The sequence below is a fragment of the Aeromonas sp. ZOR0002 genome, assembly GCF_963866995.1.
Taxonomy (GTDB): Bacteria; Pseudomonadota; Gammaproteobacteria; order Enterobacterales; family Aeromonadaceae; genus Aeromonas; species Aeromonas caviae.
Genome location: NZ_CAWMFQ010000348.1, coordinates 1 through 13,859, shown reverse-complemented (window position 1 = coordinate 13,859; position 13,859 = coordinate 1). Strand labels below are relative to the sequence as shown.

General features: G+C 58.9%; 12 protein-coding genes. 4 read left to right on the top strand and 8 right to left on the bottom strand.

Features of this window, described 5'->3' with window-relative positions; translation table 11 throughout:
* Nucleotides 1-765, top strand: a 765-nt coding sequence (locus AACR77_RS18685; RefSeq protein WP_042878669.1) for a DMT family transporter, incomplete at its 5' end; no start/stop codon positions are given.
* Nucleotides 766-862: 97 nt separating this feature from the next.
* On the opposite strand, the gene hepT is transcribed toward AACR77_RS18685, so the two are convergent.
* From hepT to AACR77_RS18645, 8 genes are all read right to left on the bottom strand, one after another.
* A complete protein-coding gene (gene hepT, locus AACR77_RS18680; RefSeq protein WP_042878667.1) occupies nucleotides 863-1,291 on the bottom strand; it encodes a type VII toxin-antitoxin system HepT family RNase toxin in 429 nt (142 codons plus the stop codon).
* A 2-nt stretch (nucleotides 1,292-1,293) separates the two neighbouring features.
* Complete coding sequence (mntA, locus tag AACR77_RS18675; protein ID WP_042878665.1) at nucleotides 1,294-1,728, bottom strand: type VII toxin-antitoxin system MntA family adenylyltransferase antitoxin; 435 nt, start codon at nucleotides 1,726-1,728, stop codon at nucleotides 1,294-1,296.
* 258 nt (nucleotides 1,729-1,986) lie between these two features.
* Nucleotides 1,987-3,354: a restriction endonuclease subunit S gene (locus AACR77_RS18670; RefSeq protein ID WP_042878663.1), complete on the bottom strand. Its 1,368-nt coding sequence runs from the start codon at nucleotides 3,352-3,354 to the stop codon at nucleotides 1,987-1,989.
* Complete coding sequence (locus AACR77_RS18665; RefSeq protein ID WP_042878661.1) at nucleotides 3,354-4,928, bottom strand: class I SAM-dependent DNA methyltransferase; 1,575 nt, start codon at nucleotides 4,926-4,928, stop codon at nucleotides 3,354-3,356. The genes AACR77_RS18670 and AACR77_RS18665 overlap by 1 nt, the downstream gene beginning before the upstream one ends.
* Before the next feature lie 14 nt (nucleotides 4,929-4,942).
* Nucleotides 4,943-6,013 (bottom strand): Fic family protein, encoded by a 1,071-nt coding sequence (locus tag AACR77_RS18660; RefSeq protein WP_042878658.1) that lies wholly within the window; start codon nucleotides 6,011-6,013, stop codon nucleotides 4,943-4,945.
* A 131-nt stretch (nucleotides 6,014-6,144) separates the two neighbouring features.
* Nucleotides 6,145-9,660 carry a type I restriction-modification system endonuclease gene (gene hsdR, locus AACR77_RS18655; RefSeq protein WP_042878656.1) on the bottom strand — a complete coding sequence of 1,172 codons (3,516 nt, stop codon included), beginning with the start codon at nucleotides 9,658-9,660 and terminating at the stop codon, nucleotides 6,145-6,147.
* Nucleotides 9,661-9,662: 2 nt separating this feature from the next.
* A complete protein-coding gene (locus AACR77_RS18650) occupies nucleotides 9,663-10,595 on the bottom strand; it encodes a restriction endonuclease (protein WP_042878655.1) in 933 nt (310 codons plus the stop codon).
* Nucleotides 10,596-10,732: 137 nt separating this feature from the next.
* A complete protein-coding gene (locus AACR77_RS18645) occupies nucleotides 10,733-11,596 on the bottom strand; it encodes a YicC/YloC family endoribonuclease (protein ID WP_042878653.1) in 864 nt (287 codons plus the stop codon).
* Between the two features lie 146 nt (nucleotides 11,597-11,742).
* On the opposite strand from AACR77_RS18645, the gene rph reads away from it, so the two are divergent.
* From rph to AACR77_RS18630, 3 genes are all read left to right on the top strand, one after another.
* A complete protein-coding gene (rph, locus tag AACR77_RS18640; RefSeq protein ID WP_042878650.1) occupies nucleotides 11,743-12,459 on the top strand; it encodes a ribonuclease PH in 717 nt (238 codons plus the stop codon).
* Nucleotides 12,460-12,542: 83 nt separating this feature from the next.
* Nucleotides 12,543-13,196 carry an orotate phosphoribosyltransferase gene (gene pyrE / locus AACR77_RS18635; RefSeq protein WP_010676102.1) on the top strand — a complete coding sequence of 218 codons (654 nt, stop codon included), beginning with the start codon at nucleotides 12,543-12,545 and terminating at the stop codon, nucleotides 13,194-13,196.
* Between the two features lie 179 nt (nucleotides 13,197-13,375).
* Nucleotides 13,376-13,859 (top strand): heavy-metal-associated domain-containing protein (locus tag AACR77_RS18630; RefSeq protein ID WP_197055470.1); only part of this gene is annotated, 484 nt, incomplete at its 3' end.

Below are 13,859 nucleotides of genomic sequence, written 5' to 3'. Positions count from 1 at the left end.
TTCCTGCTGGCCGCCCTGCTGCTGTTGCCGCTCGCCTGGTTGCGCGAGCCGCCCCCCAGTGGCTCACAACTGCTGCGCGCCGCCGGGTGCGGCACTTTGCTCGGGGCCAGCCTGCTGTTCTGGGTTACCGCCATCAGCCAGAGCGATGCCCTCGGCAGTGGCGCCTTCATCATGAGCGTGGCCACCCTGATGGCGCCGCTCGCCGCCTGGGCCGCCTTCAAGGCCAGACCCGGCCGTCACTACTGGCTGACTCTGCCCGTGGCCGTCGCGGGTCTGCTGCTGCTCTCCAGCAGCACCCACTGGGGCGTGTCGCTCTCCCTGTTCTGGTTTCTGGCGGCGGCCGCCACTCTGGGGGTCCAGCTCGCGGTGCACCGCCACTTCGCCCAGTCCATCCCTCCTACCTGGCTCACCTGCATCCAGTTGGCGGTGACCGGACTGCTCGGCACCCTGCTCTCCCTGCTGACCGAGCAGTGGCCCGCCAGCATCGGCACTGGTATCTGGGGCTGGTTTGCGGCCAGCGTCCTGATCGCCACCACATTGCGTTACTGGCTGCTCACCCACGCCCTGAGCCGGATGACCACGGCCCACGCCGCCCTGCTGATGCTGCTCGAACCGGTCTGGACCCTGATCTTAAGCACCCTCTTCTATGACGAACCCCTGGGCCCCGCCAAGCTGGCCGGCGCCGGCCTGGTGCTGGGCGCTCTGGTGCTCTACCAGCTCCCCCTGCTGCTGCGCAGCCGCAAGTTCAAATCATCCAACGGATAAAAGCCGCCCCCAGCCAGAACCGGTGATTATCAGCAAAAAGAAGGGGCCTGCACTTGCAGGCCCCTTCTTTTGCATTAAGGACGCAGGGCGCGGCGGCTCAATCCAGCCTGGCCGCCAGCCAGTCGAGTCCCCGTTGGCCAAAGGTAAACAGCTGGTCGCTATAACCCTGACCAATCACGCTACGAATGATCTCGGGATCGATATTGAGATAGTCGTGCACCAGCGCATTGCGAAGGCCAATTATCTTGCGCCAGCCGATCAGCGTGTCGGGGGATAGCTCGCCACGCTGGGCCAGGATTTCGAATGCCTGATAGGCATCCTGCGGAGTATGGCCCGCCAGCGCTCTGGCCCAGTGTTTGGCCACGCCGATACAGGCTTCGATAGAAACCTGCATGGTTCGCTCGGCGGCGCGGTACTCCAGATTGGAAAGCGCACGCTGCGCCAGAATAGCCCGGATCTCTGACAGCTCGGCCTGATAACGCGACAGGCTGATGCGCAAAGCGCCGATATAGGCGTTATCGCTCATCTCTACTCCTCTGAATGATGCTTGCTGATATCGGTTTTGCGACGGGGATAACCAAGTTCCATCTGCGACATGATCCGCGCCTCTTCCTGCAAGCGTCGCCCCTCATCACGGCTATAGAGAGGACGATTGGCATCGACTACGGCAAAGGCCAAGGGAATGGGGGCCTGATTGATATCGACGACCGAGAGTTCCCCCTCCGCCAACCCCAGGGCTCGTTGCCAATCCAGCGCCAGCAGTTCGGGCCGCAACCGGTTCTCCAGCGCGCCGCCCAGCGGACCACTCTGTTTGACCGGATCGAATGCCGCCGCCAGATCCCAGTCGCTGTCGGGCCCAGCCGTCCCCTTGGCGCGGGAGCCGTAAAGCCAAAGCACCTGCACCTGGGGGTTGCTGCTGGCGAGGCGGATCAACTGTTCGAGCATGTCGCTATCGGATTTCATATCGGGCACTGCCACCTGGTCAATAAAGGGTTAGGCATCTTCGTGATGATACAAGTTATGGCGCCACAAGGCCGCCCTTTTATCCCTCGGCTAAAGCAGTGCAAAAGGGCTGGCTTGTTGATGGCTAACTCCCCTGTCTGCCCGCTCGCTTGCGTGGCTTGACGGCGCGCCAGCAACGTAGGGTGCAATAAGCGGAGCGCATTGCACCGCTTTGGCGCCTTGTGGTTGGTTCTGTTGCGGTGTAATTCACGTTGTTCATTACACCCTACGGCTCTTGCGCGGTTTGACGGCGACCCGCTTGGCCTGGATACGGGCCAGCAGGGCGGCGGCGCTATTGTCGCTGCTAATCAGCACCGGGTTGGCGGCGCGCCAGTCGGCGGTCAACTCGCCGCGAAACGCCTTGGCCAGAATGGCCTGGGTCAGGTTATCGACCCGCGCCTTGGCCGCTTTGGCCTGTAGCTCGATACTATCGGCATAGGCAAACAGTTGTTCTACTCGACGAACAATTTCGGTTTGTTCTTCTACCTGTGGTAAATTTATAATCAGCCCATTCAATTTATTTTGGGTCATGTTCATGCCACTTTCAGATATGCCAGTTTTCAACTCTTCTATATAAGATAAATATGTAGGTGAGTTGAGGCACCAGTTTAGGTACTGTGGCAAAAGGTGCTTCACGTTGGTTCTGATTCTATAAACCTTATCGCAGATCATAAGGTTGGGGTAATCGTCATCGACAATGCAAGTAATGCCACATCTACTTCTAGGGCCTGCTCGTGTGATAAGGATATCGTCCTTTAATAAGGTTAGCGTTGTTCTTGGCTTTAACTCTTCAGGTAAAGTTTTATTTTCTTCCTTTAGAAAAAAACCTGGTTGGACAGCAGATGTTTTGATAACACCCCATTGATTATTTTGAACAGGCTCATTAATACATTTGGGGCTCCAGCCCTGGTCTAAAAAGCTAATGACACTTGCTAATTTTTCCTTCCTTGGTTGGTTAACCGTGTTTTTACTACGCCACTCTTCCGTCAATTTGCCACTCATCGCAGCGGAAAGCACGGATTGACGGAAACGCTTGATAATATCTGGAATACGGGCCAGACGGGCTTGAGTGGCCTCCACCTGAGCCAGCAATATATCAAGCCGGTCGACAATCTCTTTTTGCTCTGCAAAGGGAGCCAATATAAATGGTGCGTTAAGACCATCGTTTGTCCCCAAGCGAGGCATGTTAACGCCATAGCTAACATCATTTACATAATCTAAAAAATGATGACTTTTAATCCAATAAAAAATATATTTATTGATTACTAATGGTTCAGCGTTTATTGGTATTATTTCTGTACTGCACACACCATTTTCATCTGCCATTACTACTTTATTTAAGTATGGGCGCAGTTTTCCATAAAGAATGTCGCCTTTATTAAATAAATTCTTAGAGCTCTTGAAGTCGCGCGCAGGGGTATACCCTCTCGATATAATTCGTGAAGTATCTTTTTCAATATCCTCGAGCTCTACGACCCAAGTCACGCCATCAATATCGGCCAATTCGCATTTTTGAGTTTTTCCATAATCCACTATGGAGCCAAGGTTAGTAGCAGCCCAGCTATCGGGAATTGCTTGCAAGTCCATCACGCCATTCCCTCCAGCGCCTTGACCAGATCCTGCAATTCGGCCAGTGCCGCTTCCATCTCATCCTTGGCCTCACTGGCCAGTTCCAGCGGCTCGGGCAAGTCGGCGGCATCGACGCTGTTTTGATCCTTGAGCCAGCTGATATCCAGTGAATCGCCCTTGTTATCGCGGATCCACTCCCGGCCAAAGCAGCGCCAGCGGCTGTGGGCCAGCTCGGGGTCTGTGTCCTGGTTCGCGGCATCCTCGGCCAGCTCGACTTTTTCTGCGCCGAAGCTGTATTCCCCTTCCGTGCGTAAACCGGTGCCATTGGGGTCAGTACCAAATACCTGCTCAAAGGGGCCCAGATGGGGATCTGTGCCGAACTCGGCCTCGGTAAAACCAATGGCTGCATTGCCAAAGGGGGTGCGCTTGCCAAAGCTCGGCATATTGGTGCGAAGGTCATAGACCCAGACTGCCTGGGTGCACCCCTCCTGCTGATAGGGGTCAGTGGCGCTGCCTTTCTGGAAGAAGAGCACATTGGTCTTGACCCCCTGGGCGTAGAAGATGCCGGTGGGCAGGCGCAGTATGGTGTGCAGGTTGCATTTTTCCATCAGGTCACGGCGCACCTCGGTGCCGACCCCGGCTTCAAACAGCACGTTGTCGGGCAGTACCACGGCGGCGCGGCCACCGGGCTTGAGGCCGCGATAGATATGCTGCAAGAAGGCGAGCTGCTTGTTGCTGGTCTTGTAGGTGAGATCGTCGCGGGTATTGCTGGCCTCACCCCCCTTGCTGGTGCCAAAGGGGGGGTTGGCTAGGATGACATCGACCTTGGGCAGCGCGGCACCCGCCTGTCCCAGGGCATTGCCAAGGTGCACCACCCCCTCTTCATCCCCTTCCATGCCGTGCAGCAGGCAGTTCATCAGGGCGAGGCGGCGGGTATTGGGCACCAGCTCGACCCCGATAAAGGCTTTCTGCTTCTGGAAACGCACCTGTTGCAGCGTCAAGTCGTCATAGTCCGACTGGCTCTTGATGTACTGGTCGGCGGCGATAAGAAAACCGGCGGTGCCGGCTGCCGGATCCTGAATCACTTCCCCCGCCTTGGGCTGGAGGCAGCGCACCATGCTGTTGATCAGGGCGCGCGGGGTGAAGTATTGGCCGGCGCCGGATTTGGTTTCGCCGGCGTTCTTCTCCAGCAGCCCTTCATAGAGATCCCCCAGGCCATCCTGTTTGGCGCTGAACCAGTCGATCTGGTCGAGGGTCTTGATCATCTGCTCCAGATGGCGCGGCTCGCGCAGCCGGGTCTGGGCATCGGCATAGATGGCGGCGATCAGGGGATCCTGGTCTTTGGCGAGATCCACCAGCATCTGGCGATAGTGGTTGAGCAGGTTGAGGCCGGAGCGGCTGGCGAGCTCTGGCCAGCGGCAATGCTCGGGCAGGGTGTGGGCGGCCAGAATGCCCGCCTCTTCGTTCTCGTGCACCATCTTGATAAAGAGCAGCAGCACCAGCTCGGTGACATAGTCGGAGTAGTTGATGCCGTCGTCACGCAGGACGTCGCACAGGTTCCACAGTTTTTGAACGATATCGTTGTTGCGCATGGATGTTCCGGTTATCAGCTGTGAGCCGCCAGCAGGGCGCACAGGGGCTGGTTGATGTAGTAATTGCCGCGACCAATCTTCTGTTTTTGCAAGAATTTCTGTTCGACCAGCAAATCCAGATAGCGGGTGGCGGTGATGCGGGTCACCCCGAGATCGCCCATGACAAAGTCGATCTTGGTGTAGGGGTGGTTGAAGAGGTTATTGAGCAGATCCTGACTGTAGATCTTGGGCAGTTGTTCGCGGATGCCCTGCTTGTAGCTGGCCATCAGCTCCTTGATGCCAGTGATAAGGGCGATGGTGCTCTGGGCCGTGTCGATCACCGCATCGAGCATGTAGAGCAGCCAGGGCTCCCAGTCACCGGTATCACGCACCGCTTGCAGTTCGCGGTAGTAGCGCCCCTTGTCCTGGATAAAGTAGCGGCTGAGATAGAGCACCGGCAGGTTGAGCAGCCCCTGGGCCACCAGATAGAGCAGGTTGAGGATACGGCCGGTGCGGCCATTGCCGTCATAGAAAGGGTGAATGCTCTCGAACTGGTGGTGGATGATGGCCATCTTGACCAGGGGATCGGCATCACAGAGCTCGTCGTCATTGATATAGCACACCAGATTGTCCATCAGGGCGGCTATCTCGTCTGCATGTTGGGGCGGGGTGTAGATCACCTCGCCGGTGCGGGCATTCTTGAGATCGGTGCCGGGCAGGCGGCGCAAGCCGGCGCGGTTTTTCTCCAAGAATTGCTGCACCGCCAGAATGTCGGCCAGCCGGATCAGCTGCTGATTGCGCACGGTGGCAAAGCCCTGCTTGAGGGCGGCGGCATAGTCCTGCACCTCTTTGGTGGCCGGATTGACCGCCTCTTCAAACAGGTTGGCGCGGTAGAGATCATCCTGGGTGGTGATGATGTTCTCGATCTCCGAGCTGTTTTTTGCCTCTTGCAGGGACAGGGTGTTGATGAGGATCCCCTCGTTGGGGATGCTGGCGGCCACCCCCTTGAGTTCGGCCAGATAGCGGTGAGCTTCGGCGCTCTTCTTGAGCACGGCGCGGCTCTCCAGCTCAGCGATATTGACCAGCGGCAGCGGGGTAATGGGCATAGAAAGTCCCCTTTTCTGTGTATGGCGGCGATTGTATGTATAGAAATTTTAATTTTCTATACATATCACGGCCCACATAGATAAAAGGCGCCCTTTTCTATATCTGTCTCTGTCGAGGCCGCTGCCGCTTGTCAGGCCACTTGCCAGAGCGCGTCACCAAGCTGGTCCAGCAGTTTATCGAGTTGTCTACCGAGCAGACCGTCAAGCCTTTTGGCGCCGCCATCATCGGCGAAGCGCTCGTTGATAAAGTCGCGATCGACAATCACCTCGTGCACCAGCTGCCTGGCCAGACGATCCAGCCACTTGCGTTGGACGGGCGTCCAGCTCTGGCTGCGGTAGATCTGCTCCATTGCCAGCCGTACCCGTTCGCTATAGGGGATGAGCGGCTCGCCAAGGGCGGCGCGACGAATATGGCCTATGATGCTGGCGGCGATGTCCTGATTGGTCTGATTGCGCCAGGCACTCTGCAGGTTGGCCTCCTTGAAACCGGCGCTGTCGAGCAGCAGTTTGACCTCCTTGAGCTGGGCTCGGGTGAGGTTGCGTGGGGCATTGATCACCGCCATCAGCGCCGCATTGCCATTGACCTGCTGACGGATAAAGTCGGCGAAGCCATCCAGATAATCCTGTGGCCTGCCATAGGCACCGTAGCTCTGCTCGCGCAGGGTGAGCCTGTCTTGATGATCGGAAATCACCGGACGATATTCGCTGCCGATCAGCTCCTCCACCTGTGCCAGTTCCCTCAGCAGGGTGGCGTGCTGGCGCAAAAAGTGGCTGGCCTGCCTTGGCCCGAGCTGATGGAGGTGCTGATGCAGCTTGCCCGGCTCAATACCCCACTCTTCCCCCAGTTCGGCCAGCTTCTGCTTCAAGGCCGGGTAGCGATCCGCCTTGCTCTCTGCCTTGCGCAGCACCCGCATCAGCTTCTGGCTGAGCTGATTCAAGATGGTATCGGCTTGGCTCTGGCCCGGCTCGTCTCCCGCCACATTGAGGGCTTGCTCCAGGCAGCGCTCATCGCTCAGCTCACCAGCCAGCTGCGTCAGGGTGATATCGGGATTCTTGACCAGGGGTTGCATGGTGTTGACCTCGGCCAGCGCGGCATAGATATCCACCGGGTCATAGATGCGAAACACCGTCTTGCCTATGTCGTCGCAGCGACGGGTGGCCCGCCCCATCATCTGCTCATAGAGGATCCGTGACTTGACCCGCCGCATGAAGACCAGATTGCAGATACGCGGCACGTCGATGCCGGTGGTGAGCAGATCCACCGTGATGGCGATATTGGGGTAGCGTTCGTTCTTGTAGCGGCTGATCAGGGTGCTCACCCTGTCACTCTTGCCGGTGATCTTGGCGACAGCCTCCTGGTTATAGCTTTCGCCGTAGAGGGTTTTGAACTCGGCATCCAGTAGCCGCTTGACCATGTCGGCATGGTTGTCGGTGGTGCAGAAGATCATGGTCTTCTCTTCTCCGAAGGGATCCAGCTCCTGTGCCAGCGCCTGACAGATGACCTGATTGAAGGATTCGTTGATCACCCGTTTGTTGAAGGCATCCACCTCGAAATTGAGATCGTCTTCCAGCTCCGCAGTCTCGATCTCGCCGGTGCGGGTATCGATAGCGGTCACCTTCTCGCCCTTGCTGAAGTTGATGCCATGCTCGGTCAGCTCGGTCTGGAAACGGATCGGCGATTCGTGGTCGATCAGCCAGTCGTCGGCCACCGCCTCACGGTAGGAGTAGAGGTAGACCGGCTTGCCGAAAATCTCGCTGGTGTGTTTTGCCGGGGTGGCGGTGAGGCCAATCTTGACCGCATCGAAGTAGTCGAGCACCCGACGGTAGCTTGAGAGATATTGCGCGGTATCACGGGTGGAGAGCTCCCCTTCGGTCATCTCCTGATCCAGGGCGTAACCCCGGTGAGCCTCGTCCACGATGATGCAGTCGAACTCATCTATCGGCGGTCGGTTGTCACTTGCGAAGATACGTTTGACCATGGCCTGCACGGTGGCGACCTGAATGCGGGTCTCGGCTTGCGCCGCCATGTCTCCGAGCTCTGCGATGGTGTAGGCAGACCACAGGGTCTGGTTTTGTTCGAGGCGAGTATCTTTGAATGCATCCAGGGCTTGGCCGCCGAGTGCTGTCCTGTCCACCAGAAAGAGGATGCGGCGAAAACGCTCTGCCTTGAGGAAGCGATACATCAGACCAATGATGGTGCGGGTCTTGCCCGTCCCCGTCGCCATGGCCAGCAGACAGTTGCGCTGATCGCGCGCGAGCGCAGATTCCACCGCCTCGATGGCTTTCTGCTGATAGGGTCTCACCTTGAGGTAACCAAACCCCTCTTGCTTGAGTGTCTGCTCCGCTTGTTCGCGGCTGCGTTTGAGCAGATCCAGCAGCCCGTCCGGCGAGTGGAACTCTTGAAGTGCGCGGGCCAGATTGCTCGGGTGGCGGGCATCGCGAAACCAGATGCCGGACTGCTCGGCCCGCTGTTTGACAAAGGGGCGACCGTTGCAGGAGTAGAGGTAGGGGAGTTGATACTGTTCACCTTGACCATCGTGCCAGGGGGACGAGCGTCCCTCCAGAACCCAGGGGCTGACCATCAAACCTGACAGAACAAACCCCTTGCTGTAGCGCCCCGCCTGAGGGATCTTGCCGGCCACATTGGTATTCATCTTTTTCGCCTCTACGGCGGCGACCGGCATCAGACCGATAAAGAGCACGTAATCGGCCCGACCCTTCTCCCCGTGATGCTCGGTTGGCCATTCGGCGATGGCCATGTTGCGTCCCTTCTGCGGACGAGCTCCCTTGCGGTAATCGAGTTGCTCGGAGTCCGCCTCCCAGCCAGCATCCTGCAACTGTTGATCGATGAGAATGCGGGTACTGGCCTCGTCAAGAACCAAGGTGTCGGTGATGCGCTTTGCCTTGCTGGCAAACCCTTGCAGGGCCAACGCTGCCTGCTTCCTGGCCTCTTCGCTTTGCTGCTGTAATTGCTGCTGCAACTCGGCAAGGCGGCGTTCGAACTCCTGCTGCTGAGTAGCGAGCGCCTGTTGGTGCGTCTTGGCCTGGGAGGCAAGCTCTCTGGCCTCGCTGTCCATCAGTTCAGCCAGCTCCTGATATTCCTTCTTCTCCCGCGCCAGCAACTCGGCCAACTCCTGATTCTGATCGAGCTGGCTGCTGGCACTGGTGAGCTCGTCCTTGAGCCTGGCTATCTGCTCCTGCAATTGGTGCAGCTCGGCGCTGGGATCTTTGGGGACGATAAAGGGCTCTGGTTTGAAATGCTCGCTCCCCTTGCCAAAGAAGCGGTGGTACCAGACAGTCAGGTCTCGAGCGACTTTCAGCCCGGCCAAGGCTTCTTTGTGACGGGTCTTGAACTGATGCACCGCATGATTTCCTGCCTTGCGCAGCCCATGAAACAGGTTCATCACGATCGGATCCAGCGACAGCTCACGGCCAACCAGATAGAGCAGCTCGGCCTGTGTGGTCTGCGGCTGGGCGGCAATACCGCAGCGCATTGCAATATCTTGGGCCAAGGCTTCACTCAGTTGACGCAACTTGACCAGGGTCGTGTTGGGATCACCGACGAATGCCCGTTCAGCGCCCTGCGCCAGCTCAAGCAGAATGGGGGCATGGGCTTGAAGGAAATAGAAGTTGCTGCGCTCGGTCATGGTCAATCTTCCAGAAAGTAATCTGAATCCAGGGTCTTGATGGTGAGAGTCTGGCGGGTGGTGACGCCGACGCCGTATTCAATCATCAGGGCGGCGAGTCGGGGTCCGTCAATCAGGACAATGCGCTTCTCAATCAGTCCCACGAACTCCTGTGCCTCGCGGCTAAAGCTTGAGGTAGTGATAAAGACCCCCTTGCGGGCTTTGTGCAGATCCAGCGCTCCTGCGAAAGCCTGAATGTCTGGGCGGCCCACCGTCTTGTCGGTGTAACGCTTGGCCTGCAGATAAATGGAGTCGAGTCCGAGTCTGTCTTCCTTGATGATGCCGTCGATACCGCCATCACTGCTGTAACGGGTGGTGCGTGCGGCATCCTGCTGGCTGCCGCCATAGCCCATGGCCACCATGAGATCGACTACCAGCTGTTCAAAGAAGCGAGGGGAAAGGCCAAGGATCTCGGCTAGCAAGTCATCGGCAAGGGATTGATTGATGGCTGCCAGCGCCTGCTCAATCTGCTCTTGCGGTGTACTGGCCTGCTCTGGCGTGGACTGTGTCGTTGCGTCCGTCACGATCCGGGACGGATTGCCCATGCTTTCACTGGAGGCCAGGGTAAACGCCACGAACTCGTTGAATTGGGCCAGATAGTGGTTGTCGATAGCATGTCCCGAGACTAGTGCCGCCTTACCCCGTTCGGTGATAAGGCAAATGCCCCGCTTGGGTTGCTCGATTAGACCCGCTTTGACCAAATAGGTCTTGGCCCAGCCGACCCGGGAGCGGATGGTGGTTTGGCGGCCACTTGGCAAGGTGTCTGCCAGCTGTTCCGGGGTGAAGGCATAGTGTTGGCAAACCCGCTCGAATACTTCCCTAAGGGGACGGGCATGACCATCGGCCAGCACCTTGAGCACCGCAGGCATCATGGCTTCATAACTGGGTAGATTCATGGCGGACAGGGACTCGGTGAAAGGCAGTCACCTATCTTGCCACAAGCGGCCCGACTGGGGCCATGCCGTTGATCACACTGGGGATATGACATAAAAAAGCCCCCGGGTGGCGGGGGCTGGTGCATCGATGAGGGAGATCACTCGATGTTCTGGATCTGCTCGCGCATCTGCTCGATGAGCACCTTCAGCTCGACGGCGGACTGGGTCACCTCGGCGTTGATAGACTTGGAGCCGAGGGTGTTCGACTCGCGGTTGAACTCCTGCATCATGAAGTCGAGACGGCGGCCGCAGGCGCCACCCTTCTTCATGATCTTGTTGGTTTCGCTGATGTGCATCTCCAGGCGATCCAGCTCTTCGGCCACGTCGATCTTCTGGGCCAGCAGCACGATCTCCTGCTCGATGCGGGCTGGATCCAGCTCCATCTTGGCTTCGGCCAGCCGGTCGGTGAGCTTCTGGCGCTGCCACTCGATGATCTGCGGCAGGTGCACGCGCACCTTCTTCACTTCTACCTGAATGCCGGCCAGACGCTGTTCGATCAGCGCCTTGAGGTTGGCCCCTTCGCTGGCGCGGGAGGCGAGGAAATCTTCCATGGTAAGGTCAAATCCACCGAGCAGCTCGGTGGCGACCGCATCCATGTCCTGCTCGGCGGCAGCCATCACGCCCGGCCAGCGCAGCACGTCGACCGGGTTGAGCTGGCCCTGGCCCGCTTCCTTCATTACCCAGTTGGCGCTGTCGATGATGAGCTTGGCCAGCTCTTCATTGATGTGCAGCTGGCTGGCAGCGGCTTGCGCGGCCTCGAAACGCAGGTTGCACTCCACCTTGCCGCGCTGCAGCTTGGCGCGGAAGCGCTCACGCAGAACCGGCTCCAGGCTGCGCAGTTGTTCCGGCAGGCGAATGTAGGTCTCCAGATAGCGCTGGTTGACCGAACGAATTTCCCAAACGGCTGTGCCCCAGTCGCCCTTGAGTTCCTTGCGGGCGTAGGCGGTCATGCTGTGAATCATTGATTGTTCCGGGCTTGATGAAGTGTGCGGCCAGTATACTCAGCCAGGCCTGCTCCGTCAGCCGACGAGGTGGTTTTAGCGGCTGATATTTGAGTAGCGATCGCTTATACTCCTGCGCCAATTCAGCCAGCCCAGAGGTCAGTCCCATGTCCCGTCCCAGCGATCGCAGCGCCGCCCAGGTGCGTCCGGTAACCATCACCCGCCACTTCACCAAGCATGCTGAAGGGTCCGTGCTGGTGGAATTCGGCCACACCCGCGTGCTCTGCACCGCCAGCGTCGACACCAGCGTGCCGCGCTTCCTCAAAGGCAAGGGGCAGGGGTGGGTCACTGCCGAGTACGGCATGCTGCCGCGCTCCACCCACTCCCGGATGAACCGCGAAGCGGCCTCCGGCAAGCAGAGCGGCCGTACCCTGGAGATCTCCCGTCTGATCGCCCGCTCCCTGCGCGCGGCGGTAGACTTGAGTGCCCTGGGCGAGCACACCATTACCGTTGACTGCGACGTGTTGCAAGCCGACGGCGGTACCCGTACCGCCGCCATCACCGGGGCCTGCGTGGCGCTGGTGGATGCGCTGAACTGGATGGTGGAGAAGGGGCTGATCAAACAGAGCCCGCTCAAGCAGATGATCGCGGCCGTCTCCGTCGGTATGTTCGAAGGGGAGGCCATCTGCGATCTGGAGTACATCGAGGACTCCGCCGCCGAGACCGACATGAACGTGGTGATGACCGAAGATGGTCGCATCATCGAGGTGCAGGGCACCGCGGAGGCCGAACCCTTCACCCACGAGGAGCTGCTGGCCATGCTGGCCCTCGCCAAGGGCGGCATCGACGACATCATAGCGCTGCAGAAGCAGGCGCTCTCCTGAATTTCTGATTTGAAAAACGCGGCACTGTCCGCGTTTTTTTATACCCCCACACAAGACAACGACAAGCCAAGCAAGGAGCCAGAATGAAAGCCTACCAGCGTCAATTTATCGAGTTCGCCCTAGAGAAACAGGTCCTCAAATTCGGTGAATTTACCCTGAAATCCGGTCGTAAAAGCCCCTACTTCTTCAACGCCGGCCTGTTCAACAGCGGCCGCGATCTGGCCCGTCTCGGCCGCTTCTACGCCGCCGCCCTGATGGATGCCGGCATTGAGTTCGACGTGCTGTTTGGCCCGGCCTACAAGGGGATCCCCATCGCCTCCGCCACCGCGGTGCAGCTGGTGGAGCAGCACGACGTGGACGTGCCCTGGTGCTTCAACCGCAAGGAGGCCAAGGATCACGGCGAGGGTGGCAATCTGGTGGGCAGCCCGCTCAAGGGGCGCATCATGCTGGTGGACGATGTCATCACTGCCGGCACCGCCATCCGCGAATCCATGGATCTGATCCAGGCCAACGGCGCCTCCCTGGCTGGCGTGCTGATCGCGCTGGACCGTCAGGAGAAGGGTAAGGGCGAGCTCTCCGCCATTCAGGAAGTGGAGCGTGACTACGGCGCTCACATCATCGCCATCATCCAGATGAGCGACTTGATCCAGTATCTGGAAGAGAAGCAGGCCGAACAGCCGGAGCTGGCGGCGCAACTGGCCGCCATGAAGGCTTACCGCGCCCAGTACGGTATCTGAGCTCCGCTCACACCGCGCAATAGCTGAATGCGGCGCCCGTTGGCTCTCTGACAGCAAACGGGCGCCGTTTTTTTCATCTGAAAAAAGTGGATCATGTGGCTTGAGCTTGCCCTTACAGTAAAGGTTAGGGTTTGCCAGTCGGCGTTTTGTGGTGCCGACGGGTTCCGGGGAGGAACAACATGAGCACTCATCTTCAATCACCCATTCATTTGCAGTTGCCGCTCAGCGGCATGAGCTGCGCCAACTGCGCCGGCCGCATCACGACCGCCCTCAACAAGCTCGACGGGGTATCGGCCACCGTCAACTTCGCACTGGAGCAAGCCGCCATCGAGCTGGCCAGCCCTGATCGTTTGCCGGCGGTGCTGGAGAGCATCCAGGCGCAGGGTTACGACTACGGCAGCGAGACCATCCTGTTTCAAATTACCGGTATGACTTGTGCCGGTTGCTCGGCCCGCCTGAACAAGATGTTGGCGGCGCTGCCCGGCATCATCTCCGCCGACGTCAACTTCTCCATCGAGCAGGCCCGGATCGTGCTGGTACCCGGGATGCAGACGCCCGCGGCCCTGCGCGAGCAGATCGAGGCCCTCGGCTTTGGCGCCCAACTGGCGCAGGGCTCGGCCAGCGGCCGCCGCCAGCAGTTGCTGGAGCGGGAAGCGCAGGAGG

What these genes read in the sequence shown, in the direction of transcription:
- hepT (WP_042878667.1), bottom strand. Translation starts at nt 1,291, where the DNA reads ATGAGCGATAACGCCTATATCGGCGCTTTGCGCATCAGCCTGTCGCGT.
- mntA (WP_042878665.1), bottom strand. Translation starts at nt 1,728, where the DNA reads ATGAAATCCGATAGCGACATGCTCGAACAGTTGATCCGCCTCGCCAGC.
- AACR77_RS18670 (WP_042878663.1), bottom strand. Translation starts at nt 3,354, where the DNA reads ATGGACTTGCAAGCAATTCCCGATAGCTGGGCTGCTACTAACCTTGGC.
- AACR77_RS18665 (WP_042878661.1), bottom strand. Translation starts at nt 4,928, where the DNA reads ATGCGCAACAACGATATCGTTCAAAAACTGTGGAACCTGTGCGACGTC.
- AACR77_RS18660 (WP_042878658.1), bottom strand. Translation starts at nt 6,013, where the DNA reads ATGCCCATTACCCCGCTGCCGCTGGTCAATATCGCTGAGCTGGAGAGC.
- hsdR (WP_042878656.1), bottom strand. Translation starts at nt 9,660, where the DNA reads ATGACCGAGCGCAGCAACTTCTATTTCCTTCAAGCCCATGCCCCCATT.
- AACR77_RS18650 (WP_042878655.1), bottom strand. Translation starts at nt 10,595, where the DNA reads ATGAATCTACCCAGTTATGAAGCCATGATGCCTGCGGTGCTCAAGGTG.
- AACR77_RS18645 (WP_042878653.1), bottom strand. Translation starts at nt 11,596, where the DNA reads ATGATTCACAGCATGACCGCCTACGCCCGCAAGGAACTCAAGGGCGAC.
- rph (WP_042878650.1), top strand. Translation starts at nt 11,743, where the DNA reads ATGTCCCGTCCCAGCGATCGCAGCGCCGCCCAGGTGCGTCCGGTAACC.
- pyrE (WP_010676102.1), top strand. Translation starts at nt 12,543, where the DNA reads ATGAAAGCCTACCAGCGTCAATTTATCGAGTTCGCCCTAGAGAAACAG.